Below are 26,226 nucleotides of genomic sequence, written 5' to 3'. Positions count from 1 at the left end.
GTTGATCGGAAGGTGGAGATTGTAAATGGCCGCTGCCACACAGCCTTTGGCAGTGATTGCAAAGCTTCTGGACCTGTCCGAGCGCCGGGTGCAACAACTGAGCCGTGAAGGTGTGATTCCCAAAGCCACACGCGGGCAATATGACCTGATCGGTTCGGTGCGCGGCTATGTCCACTACTTGCGTGATCAGGCGGTAAGCGCGCAGGCAGGCGCGCCCGATTATGCGGCCGAGCGGGCGCGCTATATCCGGGCCCGCGCCGATCTGGTGGAAATGGAAGCCGCGCAGCGTCGCGGGGTATTGGTGGCGGTGGAGGATATCGAGGCCGCCTGGATCAGGGTCCTGGCCCTGTTGCGCACCCGGATTCTGGCCGTGCCGGATCGTTTGGCTCCGGAGGTTTATGCCGCAGGCAGCGTTGCCGATGCCCGCAATCTGCTCGGCAAAAGCCTGCGCGCGGCCCTAGAGGATTTAGCCAATAGTGATGTGCAGCCGGAAAGAAATACCGTCCCTGACGATATCGGGATCATCGATCCTGGGCCGGACGGTGAAACGGGCGCTGGACGTGCTGCGCCCGCCACCGGAACTGACGATCAGTGACTGGGCGGATAAAAACCGGCGGCTGAGCTCCGAGGCCAGCGCCGAACCAGGACAGTGGCGCACCAGCCGCGCAGAATACCAGCGCGGGATCATGGAGGCGATTTCCGACGCGGGTGTGGAGAGCGTCGTGATCATGTCCAGTTCACAGGTGGGCAAAACCGAGATGCTGAATAATTCGGTGGCTTATCACATTGATCAGGATCCGGCACCGATCATGGTGGTGATGCCGACCGAGCGGGATGCGGAAACCTGGTCGAAGGACCGTTTCTCGCCGATGGCGCGGGATACCCCGTGCCTTACCGGCAAGATCGCCGACCCGAAATCGCGGGATGGCAACAACAAGATCCTGCACAAGCGGTTTCCGGGCGGGCATCTGACCATTGTCGGGGCGAATGCACCCTCGGGGTTGGCCAGCCGCCCGATCCGGCTTTTGATGTGTGACGAGGTGGACCGCTACCCGTTCAGCGCCGGGGCGGAGGGGGATCCGGTCAATCTGGCGAAAAAGCGCACGGTGACATTTTGGAACCGCAAGATCGTGCTGGTATCGACGCCCACCAACAAAGGGTCGAGCCGGATCGAGGCGGCGTATGAGGAGAGTGATCAGCGGCAATACCATGTGCCTTGCCCGGAATGTCACGAAGAGCAGGTGCTGGTCTGGGGGCAGGTCAAATGGGACAAGACGGCGAGCGGGACGCACAGGCCGGAAACCGCAAAGTATCACTGCATCCATTGCAATGCTGTCTGGGATGACGAGACCCGCTGGGCGGCAATCGGGAAAGGTCGTTGGCAGGCAAACAAACCGTTCACCGGGATTGCCGGGTTCCATCTCAACGAGATCTATTCGCCCTGGGTGCGGCTTGAGGCAATGGTAAAAGCGTTTCTGTCGGCGCGCGCCGGTGGCGATGACACCATGAAAACCTTCATCAACACCTCGCTTGGTGAAACCTGGGTGGAATCTGGTGAAGCACCCGATTGGCAGCGACTGCTCGATCGCATGGAAGACTGGAAACCGGGCATTGTTCCGGCCAACGCGCTCTTCCTGACGGCGGGCGCGGATGTGCAAAAGGACCGGATCGAGGTCGATGTCTGGGCCTGGGGACGCGGGTTGGAAAGCTGGTTGATCGACCACATCGTGATTGACGGCGGCCCGGGCTCGGAAGGCTGCTGGAATGGCCTCACCGACCTACTTGGCCGGACATGGCAACATGCCAATGGCAGCCAGATGACCATCGCGCGGCTGGCCATCGATACCGGTTATGGAACCCCTGCTGTCTATGGCTGGGCCCGCAAGGTCGGCTTTGGCCAGGTGGCCCCGGTCAAGGGGGTGGAAGGGTTCAATCGTGCAAGTCCGGTGTCGGGACCGACGTTCGTGGATGCGACGATTGCCGGCAAACGCCTGCGCCGTGGCGCGCGGCTGTGGACGGTGGCGGTCTCGACCTTCAAATCCGAGACCTACCGGTTCTTGCGGCTGGAACGGCCAACGCCGGAGGAACTGGCGGGCGATGGAACGGATTATCCGCCCGGAACCCTGCACCTGCCGGGCTGGATCGACAGCGAATGGCTGAAACAACTGGTCGCCGAGCAACTGGTGACGGTGCGCAACAAACGCGGCTTTGCCCGGCTGGAATGGCAGAAACTGCGCGAACGCAACGAGGCGCTGGATTGTCGGGTCTATGCCCGCGCGGCCGCGTGGATCCTTGGGGCGGACCGTTGGTCGGACAAACAATGGGATGAATTGGAACGGCAGCTTGCGGTATCTGATGCCGAGGCAGGCACAGGCTCGGTAAAAACTGTGCGACACACCCGCTCCACAAACCAGCGTCGTTCCGTGCGCTCGAATTACATGAGGTAGAGCTTCAGTCGTTCAGGGTGCGTTGCACGATTTCCGGGTCCTTGGCGATCATGGCCAGCAGGACGCGGGCCGGTCCGTCAGGGCGGCGGCGGCGGTATTCCCAATTAAGGAGGGTTCCCTTTTTCACGCCAATGCTGCGCGCGAACTCGGCCTGTGAAAGGCCGGTGCGGGCACGGATGACCTGAACATCGGGTTCCGGAATGTCAATCTCGTGGATCTCTGCCGGGCCTTTGCCCCTGGCGTGGGCAAGAGCCTCTTTCAGGCCTCGTTCGATGCTGTTGAATGCGTCGCTCATTGCTTGCTCCTGTAGGTTTCTGTCAGGGTCTTGCCAAGGGTCTTTACGGCCTCGGTTTCAGCCTTGCTCAGGTTGGCCTTCTCGTTCTTGGCGAAGACCGTGATCAATATGACCGGTGTGCCGTCTTCCGGGCTGAAGACATGGATCACCCGGTATCCGCCGCTTTTACCGCTGCCTGTGCGCGCAAAACGAAACTTGCGCACACCGCCACCTATGGACACGCCGCTCATTGGGTTGCGGGCTACGAAATCGATCAGTTCCATGCGCTCGCTATCACTCATGATTGCGCGGGCGCGGCGCTGGAATTCGGGCATTTCGACAACGGTTACAATGGTCATAACACTAGATAGGCGTCAGTGGCCTATATGTCAATGGCTAACATTAAGGAACAACATGACCACACTGGCAGAACTGCAAACCCGCCGCGAGGCATTGGCGGCCTCGCGCGCGAGCGGTGTGGCCCGGGTCAGCTATGATGGCAAGACGGTGGAATACCGCAGCCTCGCGGAAATCGACCGCGCCATCGATGTGCTGGACCGGGAAATCGCCACACTCGAGGGTCGCAGCGTCATCCGGCAGGTGCGCGTGACCACGACCAAGGGATTGTAATGGGCTTGTTTGACATACTTCGCCGCCAACCCGCTGGCGGCCCGAATGGCGTACGCGCTCGCCTCGAAGGGGCAATGTCTCGCCGTCGCCTGCGTGGCTGGCAACCGCCTTTGGAAAACATCAACTCGCTGGTGGCATCCGGCGGGCCGCGCCTACTGGCGCGCTCGCGTGAATTGGTCGTTACTAATGGCTACGCCGCCAATGCTTGCGAGGCTTATGCGGCCAATCTGGTCGGCGACGGGATCAAACCCTCGTCGCTGATCGAGGACGGCGAGTTGCGGGACCGGGTTCAACGCCTGTGGCTGGCTTGGACCGATCAGGCGGATGCCGACGGGCTGACGGATTTTTATGGGCTGCAGGCGATGATTGCCCGCGAAATGTTTGTGGCGGGGGAATGTTTCGTGCGTATCCGGCCACGCCGGGCCGAGGACGGGCTGCTGGTCCCGATGCAGTTGCAGCTTCTGCAATCGGAAATGCTGCCCTTCGAGAAAACCGAGACCGCGCCGAGCGGCAACCGCATCCGCTGCGGGATCGAGTTCGACCTGATCGGGCGGCGCGTCGCCTATCATTTCCGCCGCCGTCACCCCGGTGACAGCACGGACCGGAGTGCGGATTTCCCAGAGACGACAAGGGTGCCCGCCGAGGACGTTCTGCACATCTACCGCCCCATTGATGCGGGGCAAATCAGGGGCCTGCCGCATGTCGCGCCAGCGATGGTGCGGCTGTTTCTGCTCGATCAATATGACGACGCCGAGCTCGACCGCAAGAAAACCGCTGCGATGTTCGCGGGCTTCATCACCAAGAATGCGCCGGAAGAAGCGCTAATGGGGGAGGTGGAAGATACCGGCGAGGGCATTGGCATTGCCAGCCTCGAGCCGGGCACCCTGCAGGTCCTGCTTCCCGGCGAAGACATCAAGTTCTCCAGCCCCGCTGATGTGGGCGGCGGTTACGAGGCGTTTCAATATCGCACCTTGCTGGCAATCTCGGCCTCGCTTGGCTTGCCGTATCATCTGGTCACCGGCGATGTGCGCCAGGCCAATTATTCCAGCCTGCGGGCCGAACTGGTCGAGTTCCGCCGCCGCATCGGGCAGTTGCAGCACGGTGTCATGGCGCACCAGTTCTGCCGACCGGTCTGGACGCGCTGGCTGGAGGCGGCAGCCCTGTCGGGTGCGTTTGATCTGCCGGACATGGCCAAGGCCAAACCGGTGCACTGGATCCCGCCACGCTGGGATTGGGTCGATCCGCTGAAGGACATTCAAGCGCAACTCCTGGGGATCGAAGCCGGGTTGATGTCGCGGCGTAAGGCGGTCGAGGCCACCGGCTATGACATCGAGGAAATCGACCGCGAGAATGCAGCGGACGCCGAGCGCGCCGCCGCTTTGGGACTTCATTACAGCACCAGCCCCGGCGAGACGCAGGGCGCGCGGGCAACGCCCATGAAACCGGCCGACCCCGAAGAACAGCAAAAGTAGCAAAGGAACCACCATGAACAACTGGTATTCGATCTGCGCCCTCGATGAGGGCGCGGAAATCTCGATCTATGACGAAATCGGCGCTTACGGCGTTTCGGCCAAGGCGTTTCTGGCCGACTTCGGCAAGCTGCCGGACAAGACCCCGCTGACATTGCGGCTCAACAGCCCGGGCGGCTCGGTCTTTGATGCTGTGGCGATCTACAATGCGCTCACGCGCCACGCAGGCAATGTCACCGTGAGCATCGACGGCATTGCCGCCTCGGCCGCCTCCTACATCGCCATGGCGGGGGATGAGATCATCATGCCGGAGAATGCCTTCCTGATGATCCATGATCCTTCGGGCATGGTGATGGGCACGGCATCTGATATGCGATCCATGGCCGAGGCCCTCGACAAGATCGGAGCCAGCCTGCTGCGAGGTTACGCGGCGAAATCCGGCAAGGCAGAGAAAGACATCGCGAAACTGATGGCCAAGGAAACCTGGCTGGATGCTGCCGAAGCACTGGATATGGGCTTTGCCGATACCATGGCAGAACCGGTCAAAATGGCCGCCAGCTTTGATGTGAGCCGGTTCCAAAACACGCCACCGGAAATCATCGAGGCGGTAAAGGCAAAGAATGAATCCGTCTCGGTGGAACCCGAACCTGAACCGGACCCTTCCCCCGTGGGCAAAACCACCCCCGAGCCTGACCCCGCAACCATCCGCAACGAGGCCATGGCCTATGCCAAGACCGTGGTCGATCTCTGCCGCCTTGCCGGCCAACCACAAATGGCGGCGGGATTCCTGTCCGCCGAGACCAGCCTCGAGGATATCCGCAAGGCTTTGATCGACGCCCGCGCTGCCGATGATCCCGACATCTCCTCCTCCCACCCGCAACCGGGGCCCGCGCCTCAGGCCAAACCCTGGGGCGACGTGATTGCCCGCACCTTCAAACGCAAAGGATAAAAAATGACAACTCTGACCGAAACCACTCATCCTGGCGGGTTCCTCGTCTGGGAGGCCTTCCGCGATTACACCCGCGAGGTCGTCACCATCGCCACCGGCGGCGCAACCCCGGTTCTGGAGCCCGGCACGGTGCTCGGCAAAATCACCGCCTCCGGCAAATACGCCGCCCATGATCCGGCCGCTGTCGATGTGGATGCAGTTGTGCTGCTGCGTGGCCCCGCCATCGTCAACGGCAATGATCTGGTGTTCGCCGGCACGCCCACAGCGCTGGAAATCGCCGCTGCCCATACGGCGCTCGCCGCCGTCGGCATTCTTACCCGCTAATTCTGTTTTGAAAGGAGGCCGCTCATGATGGGGTGGATGGCTCCACCCGCCGGCATCGCAATGTGCCATATTGGTGCTGTCGCAAACCAATAAGAGAAGGAGCCATCCACAATGGAGATTACAACACTCGGGATCGATCTGGCAAAGTCTGTTTTTCAGCTTCACGGCGTTGATGCTGCAGGACAGATTGTGCTGATGAAGAAATTGCGCCGCAATGCCGTTCTGGAGTTCATGAGCGCGTTGCCGCCTTGTCTTGTGGGAATAGAAGCTTGCGGTACCTCCCATTTCTGGGCGCGGGAGATTGCGGCGCTCGGCCATGATGTGCGGCTGATCCCGCCCGCCTATGTCAAACCCTATGTCAAACGGCAAAAGAACGACATGGCAGATGCCGAGGCGATCTGCGAGGCCGTAACACGCCCGAACATGCGCTTTGTACCGATCAAGACGCCTGGGCAACAGGGTGTCATGGTGCTGCACCGGACGCGAAAGTTGCTGATCCGGCAACGGACCATGATGCTCAATTCGTTTCGCAGCCATCTGGCCGAATTCGGCATCATTGCGCCACAGGGGCCGCAACATGTCGTAAGAATGGCGAAGGCCATGAAGGACGGAGAGCATGACGACCTGCCGGAGGTCGCGCGTACGGCGTTGCTGGGTTTTGCCCGTCAGCTTGAGACGCTCACCGTAGAAATCCGTTCGCTCGATAATCAGCTGCGTGCCTGGCATCGACAAAGTGCGGTGAGCCAGCGGTTACAGACGATCCCGGGCGTCGGGTTCATCACGGCAACCGCCATGGCCGCAAGCGTTCCGGACCCGGCTGCCTTCGCGTCGGGGCGCCAGTTCGCGGCCTTCCTCGGGCTCGTACCAAGGCAGAATTCGTCAGGAGGCAAGGACAGGCTCGGCCGAATATCCAAAATGGGCGATCCCTATCTGCGAACTCTGCTGGTAAATGGTGCCACATCGATCATTCGCAGAGACGGACGCGACGACAGCGCCACCGGCATCTGGATCCGCAGATTGCTTGATAAAAAGCCCGCGCGTGTGGTCACGGTTGCCATTGCCAACAAAACAGCGCGCATCATCTGGGCCGTGCTGTTGCGCGGAGATGTTTATCGCCGCCCGGCAGTCAACTGACAGGAATCGCAGCGACCGGGATACGGGTTCGCCGCACCGAGTTGCGAGGGCAAAGATGAATGATGATGATCAACGAAAGCCGCCGCCGGGACACCCCGTATCGGTAGCCCGGGCATAAAAGCTCGTCTCCATGATTGGGACCCAGGCGACGCGGACTTCATCAGGGCCAGCGGTCAAACGTACCGCGCCAACAGGCCGAACACATGACCGCAACCGCAATGATCAAAACTTCAAATTAACCCTTGCAAAAAAGGAGCCATCCACACATGGCTATCATGGCAACACAACCGGGGCGATCGACATTTCGGCCTACAAGTTCAATGCCCCGGGCGGCGTCGGGCCGTCCGATTGGGTGGAGCTGATTGATCTGCCCGACGACTATCGCGGCCGGTTCCGCCGCGATGACCCCGACCGGGCGCAAAAATTCGCCCAGCTGGTCGACCCGGCGATTGCAAGGCTTCGGGCGCACGGTCACGGGTTGGCTGGCTTCATCGCCGAGACTTTTCCCTCTGTCGCGGGGCAAATCATCCCGCCGGCCGGATATTTGAAGGGTGTCTATCAGCGTATTCGTGCCGCCGGAGGTCTGTGCATCGCTGACGAGGTGCAAACCGGACTGGGACGGCTGGGAACGCATTACTTTGGTTTTGAACAGCAGGACGTGGTTCCCGACATCGTTGTCATGGGCAAACCCATCGGCAATGGGCATCCTTTAGGAGTGTTGGTGACCACGGCAGAAATCGCACATAGTTTTGCCAATGGCCCCGAATTTTTTTCGACATTCGGTGGTTCCACCGTTTCATGCCTGATTGGCAAAGAGGTGCTGGACATTGTTGACGACGAAGGCCTTCAGGAAAATGCGCGCATAATGGGCCAACGGCTTCTTGGTGGTCTGAAACAGATGCAGCAAGAATTCCCTCAAATCGGCGATGTGCGTGGTATGGGACTGTTTATCGGGGTCGATCTGATCAAGGATTCTGACACGCTTGAAGAGGCATCTGAGCTTTGTACATACGTCAAAAACCGAATGCGCGATTGCCGGATTCTGATCGGCAGCGAAGGGCCAAAGGACAACGTGCTGAAAATCCGACCGCCGCTTACAATTGACCAAGAGGGCGTGGATATGATCCTGACGTATTTGGCCAGTATTCTTCGAGAAACCTGAGCGCATTAGGCCAATCCTAGCGGCTTTTGACCGTTGCGCAACGTTCTCGTAAAGCCCAGAGAACGTCCGCTGCCAGAACCACCTCCTCCGCCACATTTATTATACCACGCTTAAAGGTTTCCGACGGGGCTGGGTGCATCAGAAGATCTGTGTGACGTCTCTTTTTCCTGGCTGGGTTGGGCCAGCTTTTATGGATGTATGGACTCCTATAGGGCACTTCAGGTTGTAAATTCGAACATAGGTTTGAATGGAGTATAAAGCGATAGACCAACTAAAGCCCTTGGTTCATAAATAAAAGAAACGAATAAGAGGAAATCAGGTGCTTATTTCGACCAGCTACAAGTTTATCTTTTTGCACATTCCCAAAACCGCGGGCTCATCAATCTCGATTGCCTTGACAAAATACACAGACCCAGACCCGCAGACCCTGTTAAGACGGATCACACGCCACCTTCCGATAGTTGAACCCGTTAAGAAAGCGCATTTCCGTGTCCATGATACGGCGGCCAAGGTAATTCACAAACTGGGACGGCCCGCCTTTGAACAATTCTTCAGCTTTACCGTTGTGCGTGATCCGTTCGATCATACGGTATCCCACTACGAGTATATGAAACAGTTTCGCACCAAAAGGGTTGCTAAAATGGTCCGGAAAATGGAATTCGAGGAATTTCTGGAATACAGGATGTCAGAGGTGGTCCCACTTTTTTGACCAGTCAGCAGCCAGTTTAAGATGGATCAGGGTTTCATTTAGGCTGCCAAACTCATTGGTTTTGTTTTTCTGTCATAGGCTTCATCCGGGGTCAATATTCCGTGGGTGGAATGCGGGCGCTCGGTGTTGTAGTAAGCCAACCATTTCCCGATCCCGGCGCGGGTCTGCGAACCCGTTTCAAATGCGTTGAGGTAAATGCATTCGTATTTCAAGGATCGCCAAAGCCGCTCGATCATCCGGTTATCGACCCAGCGACCTTTGCCATCCATCGAGATTTTCACGTCGGCTTCTTTCAGCGCCTGCGTCCATTCAAACCCGGTGAACTGGCTGCCCTGGTCGCTGTTCATGATATCGGGCTTGCCGTATTTGGCCATAGCCTCTTTCAGGGCTTCAACGCAAAAATCTGCCTCCATGCTGTTTGACAATCTCCAGCTCAAAACCTTGCGGCTGTGCCAGTCCATGATCGCGACCAAATAGAGGAACCCGCGCTGCATCGGAATGTAGGTGATATCTACGCACCACACATGGTTTGGACGATCAATCGTCAGGTCTCGCAGCAGATACGGGTAGATCTTATGCTGCGGATGTTTCTTGCTCGTGTTGGGCGTCTGGTAGATCGGAACCAACCGCATCAGCCGCATCAAACGGCGGACCCTGTGGCGACCACACTTGTAACCTTGGCGCTGCATGTGCCGGGCCATTTGCCGTGATCCATACCACGGCGTCTGCAAGAATTGCTTGTCGATTATTGTCATGAACCGCAAATTTTCAGCACTTTCGCCTTTTGGCTGGTAATACAGGTTCGAGCGCGCCAGAGAAAGTAGCCCGCATTGTCGTCGCACACTCAGATCATGCTCACGGCTCACCATTTTTTGCCTCGCTTCCCGAGCAACTGTTGCGAGGCGTTGGCTAAAAAATCCCGTTCCACGACCAGCTGACCAATCTTGGAGTGCAGCTTCTCAATCTGGGCTTCATCAACCCGATCAGGATCACGGCCCCGTCTGGAAAATGCCGTGGCCATGTTTTCAATCGCTGCTCGTTTCCATGTGCCAATCTGGGTTGGATGCACACCATACTTCTTCGACAGCTCCGCCATCGTCATTTCCTCGCGGATTGCTTCAAGCGCAACGCGGGCTTTGAATTCGGGAGAATGGTTCTTTCGTTTCGTCATTTTGAATCGTCTTTCTCATAAGTTGATCCACCTTAACAACTGGTCCGAATTTCCGCGACCACCTCTGTCCCCCAAACGCTGGTATGATCCTATTTTCGCCAAATTTCCGGGGCAGGCGTATTTCGTTGCTGATCCCGACGGGAAAATCCTTGTTGATCGTGTCGTGCATTTTGAAACGGTAAACCAGGAACTTGCCGAGATCGCCGAACAGTTACAGCTGCCTTCGTTCGAGTTGCAGCATCTGCACAAGACCAGAAGCAAATCGTCCAAGCGGCCTTATCAGGATTACTACAACCCAACGACCGAGGATATGGTCAGAAACTACTTTGCCAAGGATTTCAAACTGTTTGGTTATTCTGACAAGCTATCCTGAGAATTTGGTGGCACAGACCCGTATACCCAGCACCTTGACCGCCGATCAGGTCATCAGGTTTTGGAATGCTTGCCAGATAAACGGTATGCGCTAAAATTTACCAAGGCATAATATCGGGCAGAAATGCGCTCGGACAGGTTCGGTAAAGTCCCAGCAAATTTCCAGCACTCCCCCAGCATCCCTGATTTGGTTGCAAGTTTGATATAACGACGTGCGATATGCTGTCGTGCTTGTTTATCGAATTTCATAAGACGCTGATAACGCAGATAAATTATTAAAAATGATTGCGCGCGATCTGCGCTTTGAATGCGACTGGTTACATGGCCCAATTCAGTGGCCGCGGTTTCAGCGCTGTGTTGGTGAACCCTTACGCCGGGCTTTGCCGAGAACCACGCGGCTTTTCCTGCATCGATCAACCGGCACAGGTATTCTGTATCCTCGTTGGTGGCCATCGCCTCGTCAATCGGGCCAAGTTCTTCAAACACGTCGCGTTTGATCCAGAACCCCATACCAAAGCCACAAATCCGCCGCCGGAAGGGGGCCGTATCAGCAATAATGCCCTGATCCAGTTTGTTGTTTTCAATTGTACCTTCGGTTTTGCCATCCGATTTATTGCCGGAAACCAGATAGGCGGAAAAACCATAGGCAAGGCCGTGATGGTTTGGCACAATATTATCCAGAATTTCACGGCAGTAATCAGCCATAAATTCATCATCGTCATCCAGGAAAAAGACAACCTCGCCTTTTGCGGATTTCATCCCGAGATTACGGGCCGCAGCAGCCCCCCCCTTGTCACCATTCACTAGACAAACCAGCCTTGGATCGTCAAACTCCTCCAACGTAATCTGCGCAGGGGGATTGCTTTTGTCATCTATCACGATGATTTCAGAATTGTCTGGGGCCGCATCCAATGCTGATTTGACCGCTCGCCTAAGTAGGTTGGAGCGGTCTTTTGTCGGGATAAGAATTGTGCATGGAATTGTCATATTATGGTGCTACCCAATTTGCTGCAGTTCTGCACATCGCAGGTCCCAATCGGCCCCTGCAGGGTGAATTACAACACTAATAGGCAGCATGTTGTGATTGAACAATAGGCAAACGATTTCATTGCTTGCGGTTTTCAGATTTAATCAATGTAAAACCCTTTAAACTTCCCGCGTTGTAATGTTACGGTAATCATGACGTAGCAACAGAGATATTCATCATGAAAGCAGTCATTCTGGCAGGTGGTTTTGGCACCCGTATCAGCGAGGAATCCGCCTTGCGGCCCAAGCCCCTGGTTGAAATCGGTGGCAAGCCTATTCTTTGGCACATCATGAAAACCTATGCGGCGCACGGGGTGAACGAATTCGTTATTTGCTGTGGCTACAAGGGCTATATGATCAAGGATTATTTCCTGAACTATTACCTGCACCAGTCTGACATCACCGTTGATTTGAAAACCAATGAAACCCACCTGCAAAGGCTGGTTGCCGAGCCGTGGAAGGTGACGTTGGCGGATACGGGCGAAAACAGTATGACCGGTGGGCGGATGAAACGGATTTACGACTATGTGAAGGACGAGGAGTTCTTTTTCTTCACCTATGGCGATGGCGTTGCCGATATAGATGTGAGCGCACAGGTCGCCCATCACAAGGCACACGGCAAACTTGCGACAATCACGGCGGTGCAGCCGCTGGGCCGTTATGGGGCGCTGGATCTGGACGGTGATAAGGTGCGTGATTTCATCGAAAAGCCGCGCGGGGATGGCGGCTGGATCAATGGCGGGTTTTTTGTGCTGTCGCCAAAGGTGATTGACTATATTGAAGGCGACGAAACATCTTGGGAAGAGGATCCCTTGACCCGCATTGCCCATGATAATCAGTTGAATGCCTATTTCCACAAAGGGTTCTGGCAACCGATGGACACTCTGCGCGACAAGAACCATCTGGAAGATTTGTGGAACAGTGGCGCCGCCCCGTGGAAGGTCTGGGAATGACGGGAGTGCAGGCGGATTTTTGGCGTGGAAAACGGGTTTTTCTGACCGGTCACACCGGTTTTAAGGGAAGTTGGCTGGTCTGTGTTCTGTCCCGTCTGGGGGCCGAAGTGCACGGATTTTCGCTGGACCCCAATGATGGGCCGAACCTGTTTGATCTGGCCCGTGTCGCGGGCTTGCTTACCAGTGACACGCGCGGCGACATCCGTGATGCGACTGTGCTTAAGCAGGCCTTGCAGGCGGCACGGCCGGATATTGTTTTCCATCTGGCGGCGCAATCGCTGGTGCATGCCTCGTACGAAGATCCGCTGGGCACGCTGGCCACCAACATCATGGGCACCGCCCATCTGTTCGAGGCGCTGCGCAACCTTGGCAATCCGGCGGTGGTGGTCAATGTCACCAGTGACAAATGCTATGAAAACCGCGAATGGGTCTGGCCCTACCGCGAAAACGAGCCGATGGGCGGCAAGGATATCTATTCGGTCTCGAAGGGCTGTGCCGAACTGCTGACAGCGGCTTACCGGCAGTCCTTTCTGGCCGATCTGGACATTGCCACGGCCACCGCACGGGCGGGCAATGTGATCGGTGGCGGGGACTGGGCCGACAACCGTCTGATCCCCGATATGGTACGGGCAATAGCCGGTAACGTGGCCCCCGTGTTGCGGGCACCCGATGCCCTGCGCCCGTGGCAACATGTGCTGGAGCCATTGTCGGGATACCTGATGCTGGCCGAACATCTGGCGCAAAAACCGGATGATTTTTCCGAGGGCTGGAATTTCGGCCCCGGACCATCGGATACAAGGACGGTTGCCTATGTGGTCGAAACCTTCCTGAAGCTGAGCCACAGCGATCTGCACCCAATCATTCAGCCCCATGCCTATAAAGAGGCACAAATCCTGAAACTGGACAGCGCCAAGGCCAGTGCCTATTTGGGCTGGACTCCGCGTTGGTCAATTGATCAGGCGTTGGAACAAACGGCCGATTGGTATCGTGCCCATGCAAAGGGGCAGGATATGGCGGCCTTCACCCTACAACAGATCGGGGATTATTTCGGGGACAGCCTTGGCACATCTTGAAATATCCAAAACCGGTCTGGACGGGGTGCTGCGCATCGACAAGCACAAACTGGGCGATGCGCGCGGGCATTTTTCGCGTCTGTTCTGCAAACAGGAACTGGCCGAGGCCGGTCTTGATATGGAAATTGTCCAGATCAACCACAGCTACAGCGCCCGCAAGGGCACCCTGCGCGGGCTGCATTTCCAGTACCCACCGGCGGCCGAGGTGAAAATCGTCAGCTGCCTGCGTGGCCGCATTCTGGATGTGGCTGTTGATCTGCGCGAAGGCTCGGACAGTTTCGGGCGCTGGATCGCGGTCGAGCTTTCGGCCGAAAACTGGAGCAGCCTTTATATACCGCCGGGATTTGCCCATGGTTTCCAGACGCTGGAACCCGATGTCGAACTGCTGTATCTCCACTCTGCACCCTTTACGCCCGACTGCGAGGGCGGGGTTAACCCGTTAGATGATGAAATAGGTATTAAATGGCCCCTAGAAGTGACCGAAATATCCCCACGGGATCAGGCCCTGCCGACGCTGCGCAATCTGCCACGCAAGATCAGCCCAAATGCCGGCACTGCGCCGCCCCGCTGACCCGCGTATTCGTCGATCTGGGCAGCGCGCCGCCGTCAAACGCCTATCTTGCGCCCGCAGATTTGCAAAAGCCGGAAATCTGGCTGCCGTTGCGGGTGCTGTATTGTGATCAGTGCTGGCTGGTGCAGACGCAGGATTTTGCCGCCGCCGACAGCCTGTTCACCAGCGATTATGCCTATTTCAGTTCGATGTCGGCCTCGTGGCTGGATCATGCCGCCCGCTACGCAGAACAGATGACCGCACGTTTTAGGCTGGGCAAGGACAGTATGGTGGTCGAGATTGCCTCGAATGACGGCTATCTGTTGAAGAATTTCCAGACTGCCAGCATCCCCTGTCTGGGGATCGAGCCAACCGCCGCCGTGGCCACAGAGGCACGCAATCTGGGCATCGAAACCCGCGAGATTTTCTTTGGCGTGGAAACTGCGCAAAAGCTGGCGGCAGAGGGCATTTCCGCCAAACTGATGGCGGCCAACAACGTGCTGGCCCATGTGCCCGATATCAATGATTTTGTCGGCGGTTTCAAAATCCTGCTGGCGGCGGATGGTGTGGCAACCTTTGAATTCCCGCATCTGTTAAATCTGGTGCGCCTGAACCAGTTTGACACCATCTATCACGAGCATTTCTCCTACCTCAGCCTGCTGTCCGTTGCGCGGATTATGCAGCATCAGGGGCTAGAAGTGTTCGATGTCGAACGCCTGCCCACCCACGGCGGCAGCCTGCGGGTGTTTGTGCAGCACGCGGGCGGACCACAACAGGCAAGCGATGCGGTGCAGGCGCTGCTGGACGAGGAAACAGGCGCGGGCATGGACAGACCTGCCTTTTACGAGGGGTTCCACTTTGTAACCGGGACATTGATATTGACGGCTACAGGGGAACGACCTGTTGAAACGCTTGAGGCTGGTGATTTGGTGGTAACGCGGGACAATGGGTTGCAGCCGTTGCGCTGGGTTGGTCGAAAGGAAATAGCTGCGGGTGCCGACATGCAAATCGATTTTCGTCCAGTCTGCATTCCGGCGCACAGTTTTGGTGCAGGCAAGCCTGCACAAGATCTGTATGTATCACCCCGTCACCGGATTATGGTGGCCGACTACCATTGCAATTTGCTGTTCGGAACACCCGAGGTTTTGACGGCCGCCAAGCATCTGACAGGCAGTAAAGCCTTTTTGTCGGACCGCACCTGTGGCTTTGCCTATTTTCACCTGCTATTTGATCAACACCAGATTGTCTATTCCAACGGGCTGCCAACCGAGAGCTTTCATCCCGGGCATGTCGGGTTGGATGCTTTTGATGCACCTGTGAGAGAAGAACTGTTTGCCTTGTATCCAGACTTGCGTGTCGCCCCGAATACCTATGACAATATTGTTCGCATGGAAATTCGTCGGTTTGAAGCCACGCTGTTGTTTCAAGCCTCTTAACGCAGGATCGGCGGGTTCTCCGGGTCCATGCCAGGCGCAGCAGGGCTGTGTGCAGCCGTTTTCTTTTCCGGTAGATCAAACCGCAAGCCGGTTTTCTGCAAGGTGGCGCACAGCGGTTCATCCCCCGCAAAGAACGCGACATCCAGCGGGGTTTCAAAGCCGCTGAAACTGACGGCTTCGCCAACGGCTTTGGCCAGGGCACCTTGGGCCCCTGGTAGCGCATCGATGATCGCCAGCATATGCCCGCTGTTACCGTCCTCGTATTCCACAGCCACCAGATAGACGGTTTTGGCCAGTCCGGCGGCGATGGCCAGTTTGCCATCCAGCGCGGTCAGCAGGGTTTCGGGGATGCCGGCGGGGGCGGAAAATGCGACCGGTCTGGCCTGAATTTCATCCGGTGTTTCCTCCAGTATTTCACCCAGCCACGCCATGGCCTCCGCCGGTATCAGGATCGATGATGGCGCTACGCCAAGGTTGACCGCCAGCCCGACCCCTTGCCCTGCCAGCATCCGCGCAGCCACCCGCCCCGACAGTGTGGCGTGGTGGGCCGCGCCTTCGACGAATTCAGCCAACCGTTCCTCGCGATCAAATACCAGCACATATTTCGCCCCGTCCACCTCGAACACTTCGGGTTTGATGGTGTCCCCCTGTGCCTCGGCTTCCAGCAGCAGAAATAACTCGCTGTCCGCCAGCCGTTCAAAGAACCGCAGGCGCCGGGCCGTATCATCGGGGGCGGATTGCATAGCGGCATGGGTAGCATCAAGCGGGGTTGGGTCAGTCATCCAGAACCTCTTTTACACGGGTTTTCAGCGCTGGTAGCAGATCGGCCTTAAACCACGGGTTTTTCCTGATCCAGCCTGTATTGCGCCAAGACGGATGGGGCAAGGGGAGAGGTGGTCGCGGAAATTCGGACCAGTTGTTAAGGTGGATCGACTTATGAGAAAGACGATTCAAAATGACGAAACGAAAGAACCATTCTCCCGAATTCAAAGCCCGCGTTGCGCTTGAAGCAATCCGCGAGGAAATGACGATGGCGGAGCTGTCGAAGAAGTATGGTGTGCATCCAACCCAGATTGGCACATGGAAACGAGCAGCGATTGAAAACATGGCCACGGCATTTTCCAGACGGGGCCGTGATCCTGATCGGGTTGATGAAGCCCAGATTGAGAAGCTGCACTCCAAGATTGGTCAGCTGGTCGTGGAACGGGATTTTTTAGCCAACGCCTCGCAACAGTTGCTCGGGAAGCGAGGCAAAAAATGGTGAGCCGTGAGCATGATCTGAGTGTGCGACGACAATGCGGGCTACTTTCTCTGGCGCGCTCGAACCTGTATTACCAGCCAAAAGGCGAAAGTGCTGAAAATTTGCGGTTCATGACAATAATCGACAAGCAATTCTTGCAGACGCCGTGGTATGGATCACGGCAAATGGCCCGGCACATGCAGCGCCAAGGTTACAAGTGTGGTCGCCACAGGGTCCGCCGTTTGATGCGGCTGATGCGGTTGGTTCCGATCTACCAGACGCCCAACACGAGCAAGAAACATCCGCAGCATAAGATCTACCCGTATCTGCTGCGAGACCTGACGATTGATCGTCCAAACCATGTGTGGTGCGTAGATATCACCTACATTCCGATGCAGCGCGGGTTCCTCTATTTGGTCGCGATCATGGACTGGCACAGCCGCAAGGTTTTGAGCTGGAGATTGTCAAACAGCATGGAGGCAGATTTTTGCGTTGAAGCCCTGAAAGAGGCTATGGCCAAATACGGCAAGCCCGATATCATGAACAGCGACCAGGGCAGCCAGTTCACCGGGTTTGAATGGACGCAGGCGCTGAAAGAAGCCGACGTGAAAATCTCGATGGATGGCAAAGGTCGCTGGGTCGATAACCGGATGATCGAGCGGCTTTGGCGATCCTTGAAATACGAATGCATTTACCTCAACGCATTTGAAACGGGTTCGCAGACCCGCGCCGGGATCGGGAAATGGTTGGCTTACTACAACACCGAGCGCCCGCATTCCACCCACGGAATATTGACCCCGGATGAAGCCTATGACAGAAAAACAAAACCAATGAGTTTGGCAGCCTAAATGAAACCCTGATCCATCTTAAACTGGCTGCTGACTGGTCAAAAAAGTGGGACCACCTCTGGGAATACGTCGGGCGCATGGTCGCGCCAGCCCTTAACGGTGCGGGTTACACCCCCTTTAGCCGCTTTGCCCAGATGCCATTTCTGCGCGTATCCACCCACCAGCAGGGTCAGGCGGAGCTGTGTCAGATGGTGGATAAGGTCACGACGCCATGTATCAGCGCAGAGTTTGGGCGGCGGCAGATCCGATCCTTTGGCGTCATATCCCGGAAAGCAAAACCCCATTGGAGCAAAGGCGAATTGTTGCAGGTCATAGAAGGTATCGGCATCCACCCCCAGCCAATCACGCAAACGATCACCAGAGGGATCGTCAAACGGTTTGCCGGAGTCATGCACCCGCGCGCCCGGCGCTTGTCCGGCAATCAGGATGCGCGCCTGCGGATCCAGCCAGACAACGGGACGTGGCTGATGGGCTGTGGCCGTGGCCGCAAAGCGATCGGCACAAAGGCGGCAGGATTGCAGGCGGGCAATAAACTGATCCATGTAACGGATTTACCGAAAGGCTGCCAGAACAGCAAACAGGTGACTTTTCCAAGGTGACAGCATAACTATTAAACCGGTTTAATAGAAATATCTTGCACTGGTCCGGAGCCGAAATCTCCTCTTGAAATTGCACGACAAGTCATTGCACCCCCCCTTCGCATATACTATCTGTAACGAACCGACCCCGCGTATTTACCGAGGGTGGGACAACAAAGGGGGATATCGGTGCGAAACATTGGCATAGCGATTGTTTTCTTCGCCCTTTGGTTGTTGATGTCCGGTATTTTCGAGCCTTTCATCATCGGGTTAGGTGTGGCTTCTGTGCTGTTGACGCTGTTTATCACCGGCCGGATGGACGCAGGGGATGGCGATCGGGTCGATCTGTTGCTGGCCCCCGTGAAATACACCAAATACCTGGCGTGGCTGATGCTGGAAATCGCACGGGCCAACTGGGCCGTAACAAAGATTATTCTGGCCCGCGATATGCCGATCCGCCAGCATCTGTTCAAAACGCCCTACACCCAGAAAACCGACGTCGGGCAGGTGATTTTTGCCAATTCGATCACCCTGACCCCGGGCACCATCACGGTCGAAACCGAGGACGGGCATTTTCTGGTGCATGCGGTTTCCTATTCCGAAGGCGACCCTGAAGCACTGGCCGATATGGACGCGCGGATCACCGCATGTGAAACCGCAGGGGGGGCGTGATGTTTGTTTTTGCGATCTTTGCGCTGTTTATTGCTATGGTGCTGGTTCTGGTGCGCCTATATGCCGGACCAACGCTGTATGATCGCGTGCTGGCGGTCAATTCCTTCGGCACCCATACGGTGTTGTTCATCGGGGTGATCGGCTTTCTGACGGGCCGGCCCGATTTTCTGGATATTGCGCTACTTTATGCGCTGATCAATTTTATTGGCACCATCGCAATCCTGAAATATTTCCGCTACCGCGCTATCGGGGATGTGCATCAGCGTCCTACAGATCGGGAGATCGGGCATTGAGCGCGCTGGAGATCATCATCAACCTGTTAAGCTGGTTCTTTATCGTTTCCGGATCGATCTTTGTCGTGATCGGTGCGGTGGGCACCATACGCTTTCCCGATTTCTGGTCGCGGCTGCATGCGGCTTCGATCACTGATTCCGCGGGTATGATCCTGCTGGTGATCGGCATGTGCCTGCAAGCGGGGCCAACGCTGGTCACTGTGAAACTGCTGATCATCGGGGTGTTCCTGTTTATCACCGGCCCGACCTCGACCCATGCCGTGGCCAACGCCGCCCTTGTCACCGGTCTGCGCCCCCCCGAGGGTGAAGGGCTGACTGGGGCCGAACCGGAACCGATAAAGCCGGAAGGGGAAGATGATGCTTGATCTGTTCATCGACCTGTCCCTGTTCACTATGCTGGTGGCCACCGGCATTGCCATCGTAAAAATGCGCCGCCTGTTTGGTGTGACCATGATGGCGGGGGTGTTCAGCCTGTTGTCAGCGATGCTGCTGGTGACGCTGGATGCTGTCGATGTGGCCTTTACCGAGGCCGCCGTGGGGGCGGGTATTTCCACCGTGTTGATGCTGTCGACCCTGACCCTGACATCGCGGATTGAAAAGAAACCGGTCCACACCCCGTGGATTCCGCTGCTGGTGGTTACCGTCACCGGTGCCGCCATCATTTACGGCACGCTGGACATGCCGCATTTTGGCGATGCCAATGCCCCCGCACAGGTTGGCGTGGCCGCGCAATATATGGAACGCGGGCCCGAGGATATGGATATCCCCAATGTCGTTACCTACATTCTGGCCAGCTATCGCGGTTATGACACGATGGGCGAAACCGCCGTTGTGTTCACCGCGGGTGTCGGGGTGCTGATGCTGATTTCCGGATTGCGCCGCCGTCGTCGCAAGCACACCAAGGATGAAGGGGAGGTTAGCTGATGCATCACCACCTTATCCTTCGTGTTGTTACCAAAATGCTGGTCGCCCCGATTATCCTGTTTGCGCTTTATGTGCAGTTCCATGGTGATTTTTCACCCGGTGGCGGGTTTCAGGCGGGTGTGATCATGGCTGTTGGATTTATCTTGTACGGGATCGTTTTCGGGTTGGAAAAAGTACAGGCCGTGATGCCCGCTTGGCTGGCGCATAAGATGATGGCGCTAGGGGTGCTGATCTATGCCGGCACCGGCGTTGTGGCGTTGTTTCTGGGCTATGATTTTCTGGATTACGGATCATTTTCGCCAGATCACCCATCCCATGGACAGCACTGGGGGATTTTCGCAGTGGAATTCGGCGTGCTGGTGACGGTAACCGGTGTTATGATCTCGATCTACTATGCCTTTGCATCCCGCCGCCCCGCCATCAGTGACGAGGAATGGTAATGCCGACGCTTGATTTCATCCTTGGTCACATGAATTACTGGCTGTTCACCGTTCTGATGATGACCGGCCTGTATATCGTGGTGGCCAAGGGCAACCTGATCAAGAAAATCGTCGGGCTGAACCTGTTTCAGTCGGCGGTGTTCATGTTCTACATCTCGCTTGGCAAGGTCACGGGTGGCACTGCGCCTATCTTCCCTTTGGATATGGAAATTGACCCCGAGACGATTTATACCAACCCGCTGCCGCATGTGCTGATCCTGACGGCGATTGTGGTCGGCATTGCCACCACGTCACTGGGGCTGGCACTGATTGTGCGCATCCGCGAGGAATACAACACCATTGAAGAGGACGAAATTCTGGCCATCGAAACCGAACTGGTGACGCAGGAAAACCGCACGCTGGGTGAAGCTATGGGGGGGCGCGCCTAGATGACGGTTGAAGCCTTGCATACTGCGCGTACACTTTCGGACCACCTGCCGGTTCTGATTATTATCATACCGTTTCTGGCCGCCCCGCTGACAGTGCTGATCGGCTCGCGCCGTCTGGCGTGGCCGATTGCCTTTGGGGCGGCGCTGGCGTCGTTTGTAATTTCGGTGCTGTTGTTGCTGCGGGTGCTTGACAGCGGCGTGATTTCCTACGCGATCGGAGGTTGGTTGCCACCGCTTGGCATCGAATACCGGATTGATGCGGCCAATGCGTTCGTATTATTGCTGGTGTCAGCCATCGGCACCATCGTGCTGCCCTACACGATCCAGAGCATCAAGAACGAAATACCCAGACGCCACCAGACCCTGTTCTACACCATGTATTTGCTGTGTTTCACCGGCCTGCTGGGGGTGGTTGTCACGGGGGATGCGTTCAACGTGTTTGTGTTCCTCGAAATTTCGTCCCTGTCGACCTATGTGCTGGTCGCGATGGGGGCGCGCACCGATAAACGCGCGCTGACAGCGGCCTATGATTACCTTGTCATGGGCACCATCGGTGCCACATTTTTCGTGATTGGCATCGGCTTTCTGTATGCCGCCACCGGTACGCTGAATATGGCGGATATTGCCTACTACATTCAAATCCATGGCACCAACCGCACGCTGGAAACGGCCTTTGCCTTTGTTGTGGTCGGCATGGGGCTGAAGGCCGCTGTCTATCCGCTGCACCTGTGGTTGCCCAATGCCTATACCTATGCGCCTTCTGCCGTAACATCATTTATTGCCGGCACCGCAACCAAGGTTGCCATATATGTGCTGCTGCGGTTCATGTTCACCATCTTCCAGCCGGATTTCCTGTTTGAAATGCATGCGGTTCGCTGGGTGATGATGCCACTGGCAATCCTGGCAATGTTTGCGGCTTCGTTGATTGCGGCTTTCCAAAGCGATTTCAAACGCATGCTGGCCTATTCCAGTATTGCCCAGATCGGTTATATCCTGCTGGGTATCGGGTTGCTGTCGACAACCGGCCTGACGGCTGCCATCGTGCATCTGTTCAACCACGGCATCACCAAGGCTGCCCTGTTCATGGGGGTTGGCGCGCTGGTGCTGCGCAGCGGCAGTTCCTTCTATGCCAAAATCGAAGGCATGGGCAAAGTGATGCCGTTCACCAGTTTTGCCATCGTGATTGCCGGCCTGTCGCTGATCGGGGTGCCGGGAACTGCCGGTTTCATCAGCAAATGGGTGCTGGTGCAAGCCGCGATCGAGCAAGGGTACTGGCCGCTGGCGCTTGCGGTTGTCGGATCAAGCCTGCTGGCGATTGTCTATGTCTGGCGGGTGATCGAAACGCTGTATATGAAGCAACCAGCCAAAGGCTGGGTGCGGCAAGAGGCACCGCTGACCATGCTGGTGCCGCTGTGGATCATGGCCGGGGCGACGGTGTGGTTCGGGATTGATACGGAACTGACAATGACCGCCGCCCGCACGGCCGCTGACGGCCTGTTGCACGGTTTCATGGCGGGGGGGCAGTAAATGGAGACCAATACCGCCATCCTGCTGACTATGCTGATCCCCGCTGCGGCGGCCATTGGCAACCTGCTGCTGCGCAAGCACGCGAACCTGCGTGACAGCATGACCCTTGGCGCGGCTTTTGCCACCTTTGCCACGGTGCTGGTGATCCTGTCGAATGTGGGCAACACCACGAGCGAGGCGTTCAGCCTTCTGACCGTCTTCCCCGGCCTTGATATTGCGTTCAACGTCGAGCCACTGGGCCTGCTGTTTGCCATCGTTGCCTCCGGTCTGTGGATCCTGACGCATATCTATGGCGTTGGCTATATGCGCGGCAATAACGAGGACAACCACACCCGTTTCTTTGCCAGTTTCTCGCTGGCCATCGGGGCGGTGATGGGGCTGGCGTTTTCGGCCAATATGTTCACGCTGTTCCTGTTCTATGAAATGCTGACGCTTTCGACCTATCCGCTGGTCGCCCACAAAGGCACGCCCGAGGCCATTAGTGGTGCGCGCACCTATCTGGGCATCCTGATGGGCACCTCGATCGGTCTGCTGCTGGTGGCGATTATCTGGACCTACACCCTGACCGGTACACTGGATTTCACACAGGGCGGCATCCTGCGCGGGTATATCGCGGGGCCGATGGTGGCGCTGCTGCTGGGGCTGTATGCCTTCGGCATCGGCAAGGCGGCGCTTATGCCCTTCCACCGCTGGCTGCCCGCCGCGATGGTCGCCCCCACGCCAGTTAGTGCCCTGTTGCACGCGGTGGCAGTGGTCAAGGCAGGTGTGTTCACTATGCTGAAAGTCGGCATTTACATCTTTGGCATCGATTTTCTGGCCGAAACCGGCGCGTCCGAGTGGTTGATGTGGGTTGCGGCCTATACCATTATCGCCGCGTCCATCGTGGCGATGACCAAGGATAACCTGAAGGCGCGGCTGGCCTATTCCACCATCAGCCAGCTATCCTACATCACCCTTGGCATGGCGCTGGCTACCTCCATGGGGGCGCTTGGCGGCGGGATGCATATTGCCATGCACGCGATGGGCAAGATCACTTTGTTCATGTGCGCCGGCTCGATCTATGTCGCCACCCACAAGACCAACATCAGCCAGATGAACGGTCTGGGGCGGATCATGCCGATCACCTATGGCGCCTTCCTGATCGGGGCGCTGTCAATCATCGGACTGCCACCATTGGGCGGATCGTGGAGCAAATGGCTGTTGATCGTCGGGGCCGCAGACGCAGGCCAACAGGTGATGATTGCGGTGTTGATGCTCAGTTCCCTGTTAAACGTGGCCTATCTGTTGTCGATTGTCGGCAAGGGGTTCTTTTGGCCAGCGAAGGTAGGCGAGGCGACGGCCATCAAGGAATCCCCGACACTGGTCTGGCTGCCGCCTGCGATCACAGCATTTGGCTGTGTGTTGCTGTTTTTCTATGCCACAGACATCAGGGATTTCCTGATGCCCATCGTCAGCGCCAGCAGGTAGGAGGAAGATATGTCCGAGCACAAAGACAACCCCGATACCTACCCCGTCCTTGGCCGGATGCTGCTGTGGGTCGATAAGCCCGGCAGCGCAAACAAGATTTTCTGGGCGCTGGCCGTTGTGTGCGGGTTGCTGTTTTTGGCTGATTTCACCTTTGAAAAACACGGCTATTTCGATGTAGAGCATCTGCCCGGGTTTTTCGGCGCTTACGGCTTTATCATGTTCACCGGCCTGATCCTTGCTGCCAAAGGCTTGCGCGTGCTGATTAAACGGCCCGAGGATTACTACGGCGACAAAGCCGTGGACCGCGAAGAATACCCAGAAGCGGAACTGGAAAAGGTCGATTATGATGCTTGACCAGATCCCCACCGCTTACCTGTTCTTTGCCGCCGCGATTGTGCTGCTGGCGCTGCCCAAAGGCCCGATGCGGGCGGGGCTGTTGCTAATTGTGCCAATCATTGCCGCGTGGCAAATCTGGACCATGCCGCTGGGGATGCATTATGCCGTGCCGCTGTTCGGCTTTGATCTGGAGCTGATGCGGGTGGACAAGCTGGCCCGTGTGTTCGGGCTGATCTTTAGTCTGGCGGCGTTTCTGGGCAATCTTTACGCATGGCATGTGCGCGATACGGTGCAGCAGGTGGCGGCATTGCTGTATGCCGGCTCGGCCATTGGCGCGGTGTTTGCGGGTGACCTGATCACGTTGTTTTTCTATTGGGAAGGCACGGCGATTGCATCCGTGTTCCTGATCTGGGCACGGCGCACCGAAGGGGCATTCCATACGGGGATGCGCTATTTGATTATCCAGATCGGATCAGGTGTAATCCTGCTGGCCGGTGTGGCGCTGGTGTACCGCGACACGGGGTCGATCGTGTTTGAAACGATGACGCTGGGATCACTTGGCACATGGCTGATTTTCCTGTCCTTCGGGATCAAAGCCGCCTTTCCATTGTTGCACAACTGGTTGCAGGACAGCTATCCGGCGGCGACTATCACCGGCACGGTGATCCTGTCTGCCTTTACCACGAAACTTGCGATCTATGCACTGGCACGCGGGTTCGCGGGCACGGAAATCCTGATCTATATCGGTGTGGTAATGGCCGTATTCCCGATCTTCTTTGCCGAGATCGAAAACGATCTGCGCCGCGTTTTGGCCTATAGCTTGAACAACCAGTTGGGGTTCATGGTGGTGGGTATCGGCATCGGTTCGGATATGGCGCTGAACGGCACGGCTGCGCATGCCTTCGCGCATATTCTTTACAAGGCGTTGTTGTTCATGTCGGTTGGGGCGGTGATGTATCGCACCGGCACCTCAAAGGCGTCTGAACTGGGCGGGCTATACCGCACCATGCCCAAAACCGCGATGTTCTGTCTGGTGGGGGCGGCGTCGATTTCGGCATTCCCGCTGTTCTCGGGTTTTGTCACCAAATCCATCATTCTGGACGAAGCGGCGTCCGGCGGAATGTTCGTTGTCTGGCTGGCGCTGGTGTTTGCCTCGGCCGGCGTTCTGTCCCATTCGGGCATCAAAATCCCGTTCTTTATGTTTTTTGCCCATGACAGCGGCAAACGGCCAAAAGAGGCCCCGACACATATGCTGCTGGCAATGGGCCTGACGGCGGCGCTGTGTATTGCTATCGGCGTCTATCCTGCGCCTCTATACGCACTGCTTCCGTTCGAGGTGGATTTCACCCCCTACACCACCAGCCACGTTGTCGGGCAATTGCAATTGCTGCTGTTTGCCCTGCTGGCTTTTGGCATATTGATGCGCACCGGCATCCATCCGCCGGAAGTGAGGGCGATCAATCTGGATACGGACTGGAGTTACCGCTGGCTGCTGCCCCGCATCATTCGCAAGGTTGCCACTGTCGTAAGCGCCATCTGGTCCGGCACATTGGGGTTCCTGAACCGACGTGTAAAGAATATCATCACGGGTCTGTATCATTCGCACGGCCCCGAAGGGCGCATGGCAAGTTCCTGGCCTACCGGCTCAATGGTGATCTGGATTTCGGTTCTGCTGGGCGCGACATTGATTGTCAGCTTTTTTAGCTGAAGAATTGTGAACCTTTCGCCCGAAACTGATGTAATCCGGCATAAAATGCTACAAATTCCACGCATTTCCCCCTGTTGCTGTTGGAA

Annotated in this window: 30 protein-coding genes and 2 pseudogenes; 25 read left to right on the top strand and 7 right to left on the bottom strand. The window is 57.0% G+C overall.

Annotated features, from left to right (window positions below):
• The first annotated feature begins 25 nt into the window (after positions 1 to 25).
• Together ACQY4M_RS21155 and ACQY4M_RS21150 are read left to right on the top strand one after the other, a co-directional pair.
• The gene (locus tag ACQY4M_RS21155; protein WP_428548457.1) at positions 26 to 595 is read left to right on the top strand and encodes a terminase small subunit, Nu1; all 570 of its coding nucleotides are present in this window, start codon (positions 26 to 28) and stop codon (positions 593 to 595) included.
• The gene (locus ACQY4M_RS21150; RefSeq protein ID WP_428548454.1) at positions 543 to 2,447 is read left to right on the top strand and encodes a phage terminase large subunit family protein; all 1,905 of its coding nucleotides are present in this window, start codon (positions 543 to 545) and stop codon (positions 2,445 to 2,447) included. The genes ACQY4M_RS21155 and ACQY4M_RS21150 overlap by 53 nt, the downstream gene beginning before the upstream one ends.
• Positions 2,448 to 2,451: 4 nt before the next feature.
• On the opposite strand, the gene ACQY4M_RS21145 is transcribed toward ACQY4M_RS21150, so the two are convergent.
• Both ACQY4M_RS21145 and ACQY4M_RS21140 read right to left on the bottom strand, forming a co-directional pair.
• On the bottom strand, positions 2,452 to 2,742 hold the full coding sequence (locus tag ACQY4M_RS21145; RefSeq protein ID WP_428548451.1) for a helix-turn-helix domain-containing protein: 291 nt from the start codon (positions 2,740 to 2,742) through the stop codon (positions 2,452 to 2,454).
• Positions 2,739 to 3,080, bottom strand: coding sequence for a type II toxin-antitoxin system RelE/ParE family toxin (locus ACQY4M_RS21140; RefSeq protein WP_428548448.1), 342 nt, complete (start codon positions 3,078 to 3,080; stop codon positions 2,739 to 2,741). Before ACQY4M_RS21140 ends, ACQY4M_RS21145 begins: the two co-directional genes overlap by 4 nt.
• 55 nt (positions 3,081 to 3,135) lie before the next feature.
• On the opposite strand from ACQY4M_RS21140, the gene ACQY4M_RS21135 reads away from it, so the two are divergent.
• The 7 genes and pseudogenes from ACQY4M_RS21135 to ACQY4M_RS21105 all read left to right on the top strand — a co-directional run bounded on the left by ACQY4M_RS21135 (position 3,136) and on the right by ACQY4M_RS21105 (position 9,098).
• A complete protein-coding gene (locus tag ACQY4M_RS21135; protein ID WP_428548445.1) occupies positions 3,136 to 3,351 on the top strand; it encodes a phage head-tail joining protein in 216 nt (71 codons plus the stop codon).
• Between the two features lie 74 nt (positions 3,352 to 3,425).
• Complete coding sequence (locus ACQY4M_RS21130) at positions 3,426 to 4,823, top strand: phage portal protein (RefSeq protein WP_428548442.1); 1,398 nt, start codon at positions 3,426 to 3,428, stop codon at positions 4,821 to 4,823.
• A 13-nt stretch (positions 4,824 to 4,836) separates the two neighbouring features.
• Complete coding sequence (locus ACQY4M_RS21125) at positions 4,837 to 5,769, top strand: head maturation protease, ClpP-related (RefSeq protein WP_428542680.1); 933 nt, start codon at positions 4,837 to 4,839, stop codon at positions 5,767 to 5,769.
• Between the two features lie 3 nt (positions 5,770 to 5,772).
• Positions 5,773 to 6,093: a head decoration protein gene (locus tag ACQY4M_RS21120; RefSeq protein ID WP_428542677.1), complete on the top strand. Its 321-nt coding sequence runs from the start codon at positions 5,773 to 5,775 to the stop codon at positions 6,091 to 6,093.
• A gap of 111 nt (positions 6,094 to 6,204) precedes the next feature.
• Positions 6,205 to 7,227, top strand: coding sequence for an IS110 family transposase (locus ACQY4M_RS21115; RefSeq protein WP_428540060.1), 1,023 nt, complete (start codon positions 6,205 to 6,207; stop codon positions 7,225 to 7,227).
• Positions 7,228 to 7,492: 265 nt separating this feature from the next.
• Positions 7,493 to 8,389 (top strand): annotated as a pseudogene (locus tag ACQY4M_RS21110) (aminotransferase class III-fold pyridoxal phosphate-dependent enzyme); the annotation flags it as partial.
• A gap of 319 nt (positions 8,390 to 8,708) precedes the next feature.
• On the top strand, positions 8,709 to 9,098 hold the full coding sequence (locus ACQY4M_RS21105) for a sulfotransferase family 2 domain-containing protein (RefSeq protein ID WP_428548439.1): 390 nt from the start codon (positions 8,709 to 8,711) through the stop codon (positions 9,096 to 9,098).
• A 38-nt stretch (positions 9,099 to 9,136) separates the two neighbouring features.
• On the opposite strand, the gene ACQY4M_RS21100 is transcribed toward ACQY4M_RS21105, so the two are convergent.
• Positions 9,137 to 10,269, bottom strand: a protein-coding gene (locus ACQY4M_RS21100; RefSeq protein ID WP_428539245.1) for an IS3 family transposase whose coding sequence is annotated in 2 segments (ribosomal slippage) — positions 9,137 to 10,017 and positions 10,017 to 10,269 — 1,134 coding nt in all. Because the reading frame shifts where the segments join, the coding sequence is not laid out codon by codon here.
• On the opposite strand from ACQY4M_RS21100, the gene ACQY4M_RS21095 reads away from it, so the two are divergent.
• Positions 10,235 to 10,642: a hypothetical protein gene (locus tag ACQY4M_RS21095; protein ID WP_428548436.1), complete on the top strand. Its 408-nt coding sequence runs from the start codon at positions 10,235 to 10,237 to the stop codon at positions 10,640 to 10,642. The genes ACQY4M_RS21100 and ACQY4M_RS21095 overlap by 35 nt on opposite strands.
• A 53-nt stretch (positions 10,643 to 10,695) precedes the next feature.
• Here ACQY4M_RS21095 and ACQY4M_RS21090 read toward each other — a convergent pair whose 3' ends face one another.
• On the bottom strand, positions 10,696 to 11,628 hold the full coding sequence (locus tag ACQY4M_RS21090) for a glycosyltransferase family 2 protein (protein ID WP_428548433.1): 933 nt from the start codon (positions 11,626 to 11,628) through the stop codon (positions 10,696 to 10,698).
• 218 nt (positions 11,629 to 11,846) lie between these two features.
• On the opposite strand from ACQY4M_RS21090, the gene rfbF reads away from it, so the two are divergent.
• From rfbF to ACQY4M_RS21070, 4 genes are read left to right on the top strand one after another with little or no spacing between them, the layout of a single operon-like run.
• Positions 11,847 to 12,620, top strand: a complete 774-nt coding sequence (gene rfbF, locus ACQY4M_RS21085) for a glucose-1-phosphate cytidylyltransferase (protein ID WP_428548430.1) — start codon at positions 11,847 to 11,849, stop codon at positions 12,618 to 12,620.
• Positions 12,602 to 13,693 (top strand): CDP-glucose 4,6-dehydratase, encoded by a 1,092-nt coding sequence (gene rfbG / locus ACQY4M_RS21080; protein WP_428548427.1) that lies wholly within the window; start codon positions 12,602 to 12,604, stop codon positions 13,691 to 13,693. Before rfbF ends, rfbG begins: the two co-directional genes overlap by 19 nt.
• Positions 13,680 to 14,264 carry a dTDP-4-dehydrorhamnose 3,5-epimerase gene (gene rfbC, locus ACQY4M_RS21075; RefSeq protein WP_428548424.1) on the top strand — a complete coding sequence of 195 codons (585 nt, stop codon included), beginning with the start codon at positions 13,680 to 13,682 and terminating at the stop codon, positions 14,262 to 14,264. The genes rfbG and rfbC overlap by 14 nt, the downstream gene beginning before the upstream one ends.
• Positions 14,156 to 15,679, top strand: coding sequence for a Hint domain-containing protein (locus ACQY4M_RS21070; RefSeq protein WP_428548421.1), 1,524 nt, complete (start codon positions 14,156 to 14,158; stop codon positions 15,677 to 15,679). Before rfbC ends, ACQY4M_RS21070 begins: the two co-directional genes overlap by 109 nt.
• On the opposite strand, the gene ACQY4M_RS21065 is transcribed toward ACQY4M_RS21070, so the two are convergent.
• Both ACQY4M_RS21065 and ACQY4M_RS21060 read right to left on the bottom strand, forming a co-directional pair.
• Positions 15,676 to 16,461 (bottom strand): SseB family protein, encoded by a 786-nt coding sequence (locus ACQY4M_RS21065; protein ID WP_428548418.1) that lies wholly within the window; start codon positions 16,459 to 16,461, stop codon positions 15,676 to 15,678. The two genes, ACQY4M_RS21070 and ACQY4M_RS21065, sit on opposite strands and share 4 nt — an antisense overlap.
• Positions 16,454 to 16,570, bottom strand: a pseudogene (locus tag ACQY4M_RS21060) (uracil-DNA glycosylase family protein); the annotation flags it as partial. The gene ACQY4M_RS21065 and the pseudogene ACQY4M_RS21060, both read right to left, overlap by 8 nt.
• A gap of 64 nt (positions 16,571 to 16,634) precedes the next feature.
• On the opposite strand from ACQY4M_RS21060, the gene ACQY4M_RS21055 reads away from it, so the two are divergent.
• A protein-coding gene (locus tag ACQY4M_RS21055) for an IS3 family transposase (protein ID WP_428539245.1) occupies positions 16,635 to 17,767 on the top strand; the annotation gives its coding sequence in 2 pieces (ribosomal slippage) (positions 16,635 to 16,887 and positions 16,887 to 17,767; 1,134 coding nt in all).
• Between the two features lie 38 nt (positions 17,768 to 17,805).
• Here the strand turns inward: ACQY4M_RS21055 and ACQY4M_RS21050 are convergent.
• On the bottom strand, positions 17,806 to 18,309 hold the full coding sequence (locus tag ACQY4M_RS21050) for a uracil-DNA glycosylase family protein (protein WP_428548415.1): 504 nt from the start codon (positions 18,307 to 18,309) through the stop codon (positions 17,806 to 17,808).
• A 225-nt stretch (positions 18,310 to 18,534) separates the two neighbouring features.
• Here ACQY4M_RS21050 and ACQY4M_RS21045 point away from each other — a divergent pair, with 225 nt between their 5' ends.
• From ACQY4M_RS21045 to ACQY4M_RS21000, 10 genes are read left to right on the top strand one after another with little or no spacing between them, the layout of a single operon-like run.
• Positions 18,535 to 19,017 carry a Na+/H+ antiporter subunit E gene (locus tag ACQY4M_RS21045; RefSeq protein ID WP_428548412.1) on the top strand — a complete coding sequence of 161 codons (483 nt, stop codon included), beginning with the start codon at positions 18,535 to 18,537 and terminating at the stop codon, positions 19,015 to 19,017.
• The gene (locus ACQY4M_RS21040) at positions 19,017 to 19,310 is read left to right on the top strand and encodes a monovalent cation/H+ antiporter complex subunit F (RefSeq protein WP_428548409.1); all 294 of its coding nucleotides are present in this window, start codon (positions 19,017 to 19,019) and stop codon (positions 19,308 to 19,310) included. Before ACQY4M_RS21045 ends, ACQY4M_RS21040 begins: the two co-directional genes overlap by 1 nt.
• Positions 19,307 to 19,675 (top strand): monovalent cation/H(+) antiporter subunit G, encoded by a 369-nt coding sequence (gene mnhG, locus ACQY4M_RS21035; RefSeq protein WP_428548406.1) that lies wholly within the window; start codon positions 19,307 to 19,309, stop codon positions 19,673 to 19,675. The genes ACQY4M_RS21040 and mnhG overlap by 4 nt, the downstream gene beginning before the upstream one ends.
• Positions 19,668 to 20,234, top strand: coding sequence for a DUF4040 domain-containing protein (locus ACQY4M_RS21030; RefSeq protein WP_428548403.1), 567 nt, complete (start codon positions 19,668 to 19,670; stop codon positions 20,232 to 20,234). The genes mnhG and ACQY4M_RS21030 overlap by 8 nt, the downstream gene beginning before the upstream one ends.
• Positions 20,234 to 20,674 (top strand): Na(+)/H(+) antiporter subunit B, encoded by a 441-nt coding sequence (locus ACQY4M_RS21025; protein WP_428548400.1) that lies wholly within the window; start codon positions 20,234 to 20,236, stop codon positions 20,672 to 20,674. Before ACQY4M_RS21030 ends, ACQY4M_RS21025 begins: the two co-directional genes overlap by 1 nt.
• The gene (locus ACQY4M_RS21020) at positions 20,674 to 21,102 is read left to right on the top strand and encodes a cation:proton antiporter subunit C (RefSeq protein ID WP_428548397.1); all 429 of its coding nucleotides are present in this window, start codon (positions 20,674 to 20,676) and stop codon (positions 21,100 to 21,102) included. Before ACQY4M_RS21025 ends, ACQY4M_RS21020 begins: the two co-directional genes overlap by 1 nt.
• Positions 21,103 to 22,629: a monovalent cation/H+ antiporter subunit D family protein gene (locus ACQY4M_RS21015; RefSeq protein WP_428548394.1), complete on the top strand. Its 1,527-nt coding sequence runs from the start codon at positions 21,103 to 21,105 to the stop codon at positions 22,627 to 22,629. It abuts the gene before it with no gap.
• Entirely contained in the window at positions 22,630 to 24,096 is a 1,467-nt protein-coding gene (locus tag ACQY4M_RS21010) for a proton-conducting transporter membrane subunit (RefSeq protein ID WP_428548391.1), read from the top strand. It abuts the gene before it with no gap.
• A gap of 9 nt (positions 24,097 to 24,105) precedes the next feature.
• Entirely contained in the window at positions 24,106 to 24,450 is a 345-nt protein-coding gene (locus ACQY4M_RS21005; RefSeq protein ID WP_428548388.1) for a hypothetical protein, read from the top strand.
• Positions 24,443 to 26,140: a Na(+)/H(+) antiporter subunit D gene (locus tag ACQY4M_RS21000; protein WP_428548385.1), complete on the top strand. Its 1,698-nt coding sequence runs from the start codon at positions 24,443 to 24,445 to the stop codon at positions 26,138 to 26,140. The genes ACQY4M_RS21005 and ACQY4M_RS21000 overlap by 8 nt, the downstream gene beginning before the upstream one ends.
• Positions 26,141 to 26,226: the final 86 nt, after the last annotated feature.

It is taken from the genome of Profundibacter sp., assembly GCF_965277155.1.
Classification (GTDB): domain Bacteria; phylum Pseudomonadota; class Alphaproteobacteria; order Rhodobacterales; family Rhodobacteraceae; genus Profundibacter.
Note: the sequence above shows the minus strand (reverse complement) of the source record. Positions and strands in the feature narration are given on the sequence as shown.

Excerpts from the sequence above, each read along its gene's own strand:
- ACQY4M_RS21155 (WP_428548457.1), top strand. The coding sequence starts at position 26 with ATGGCCGCTGCCACACAGCCTTTGGCAGTGATTGCAAAGCTTCTGGAC.
- ACQY4M_RS21145 (WP_428548451.1), bottom strand. The coding sequence starts at position 2,742 with ATGAGCGACGCATTCAACAGCATCGAACGAGGCCTGAAAGAGGCTCTT.
- ACQY4M_RS21140 (WP_428548448.1), bottom strand. The coding sequence starts at position 3,080 with ATGACCATTGTAACCGTTGTCGAAATGCCCGAATTCCAGCGCCGCGCC.
- ACQY4M_RS21135 (WP_428548445.1), top strand. The coding sequence starts at position 3,136 with ATGACCACACTGGCAGAACTGCAAACCCGCCGCGAGGCATTGGCGGCC.
- ACQY4M_RS21130 (WP_428548442.1), top strand. The coding sequence starts at position 3,426 with ATGTCTCGCCGTCGCCTGCGTGGCTGGCAACCGCCTTTGGAAAACATC.
- ACQY4M_RS21125 (WP_428542680.1), top strand. The coding sequence starts at position 4,837 with ATGAACAACTGGTATTCGATCTGCGCCCTCGATGAGGGCGCGGAAATC.
- ACQY4M_RS21120 (WP_428542677.1), top strand. The coding sequence starts at position 5,773 with ATGACAACTCTGACCGAAACCACTCATCCTGGCGGGTTCCTCGTCTGG.
- ACQY4M_RS21115 (WP_428540060.1), top strand. The coding sequence starts at position 6,205 with ATGGAGATTACAACACTCGGGATCGATCTGGCAAAGTCTGTTTTTCAG.
- ACQY4M_RS21090 (WP_428548433.1), bottom strand. The coding sequence starts at position 11,628 with ATGACAATTCCATGCACAATTCTTATCCCGACAAAAGACCGCTCCAAC.
- rfbF (WP_428548430.1), top strand. The coding sequence starts at position 11,847 with ATGAAAGCAGTCATTCTGGCAGGTGGTTTTGGCACCCGTATCAGCGAG.
- ACQY4M_RS21070 (WP_428548421.1), top strand. The coding sequence starts at position 14,156 with ATGGCCCCTAGAAGTGACCGAAATATCCCCACGGGATCAGGCCCTGCC.
- ACQY4M_RS21065 (WP_428548418.1), bottom strand. The coding sequence starts at position 16,461 with ATGACTGACCCAACCCCGCTTGATGCTACCCATGCCGCTATGCAATCC.
- ACQY4M_RS21050 (WP_428548415.1), bottom strand. The coding sequence starts at position 18,309 with ATGGATCAGTTTATTGCCCGCCTGCAATCCTGCCGCCTTTGTGCCGAT.
- ACQY4M_RS21040 (WP_428548409.1), top strand. The coding sequence starts at position 19,017 with ATGTTTGTTTTTGCGATCTTTGCGCTGTTTATTGCTATGGTGCTGGTT.
- ACQY4M_RS21030 (WP_428548403.1), top strand. The coding sequence starts at position 19,668 with ATGCTTGATCTGTTCATCGACCTGTCCCTGTTCACTATGCTGGTGGCC.
- ACQY4M_RS21025 (WP_428548400.1), top strand. The coding sequence starts at position 20,234 with ATGCATCACCACCTTATCCTTCGTGTTGTTACCAAAATGCTGGTCGCC.
- ACQY4M_RS21020 (WP_428548397.1), top strand. The coding sequence starts at position 20,674 with ATGCCGACGCTTGATTTCATCCTTGGTCACATGAATTACTGGCTGTTC.
- ACQY4M_RS21015 (WP_428548394.1), top strand. The coding sequence starts at position 21,103 with ATGACGGTTGAAGCCTTGCATACTGCGCGTACACTTTCGGACCACCTG.
- ACQY4M_RS21010 (WP_428548391.1), top strand. The coding sequence starts at position 22,630 with ATGGAGACCAATACCGCCATCCTGCTGACTATGCTGATCCCCGCTGCG.
- ACQY4M_RS21005 (WP_428548388.1), top strand. The coding sequence starts at position 24,106 with ATGTCCGAGCACAAAGACAACCCCGATACCTACCCCGTCCTTGGCCGG.
- ACQY4M_RS21000 (WP_428548385.1), top strand. The coding sequence starts at position 24,443 with ATGCTTGACCAGATCCCCACCGCTTACCTGTTCTTTGCCGCCGCGATT.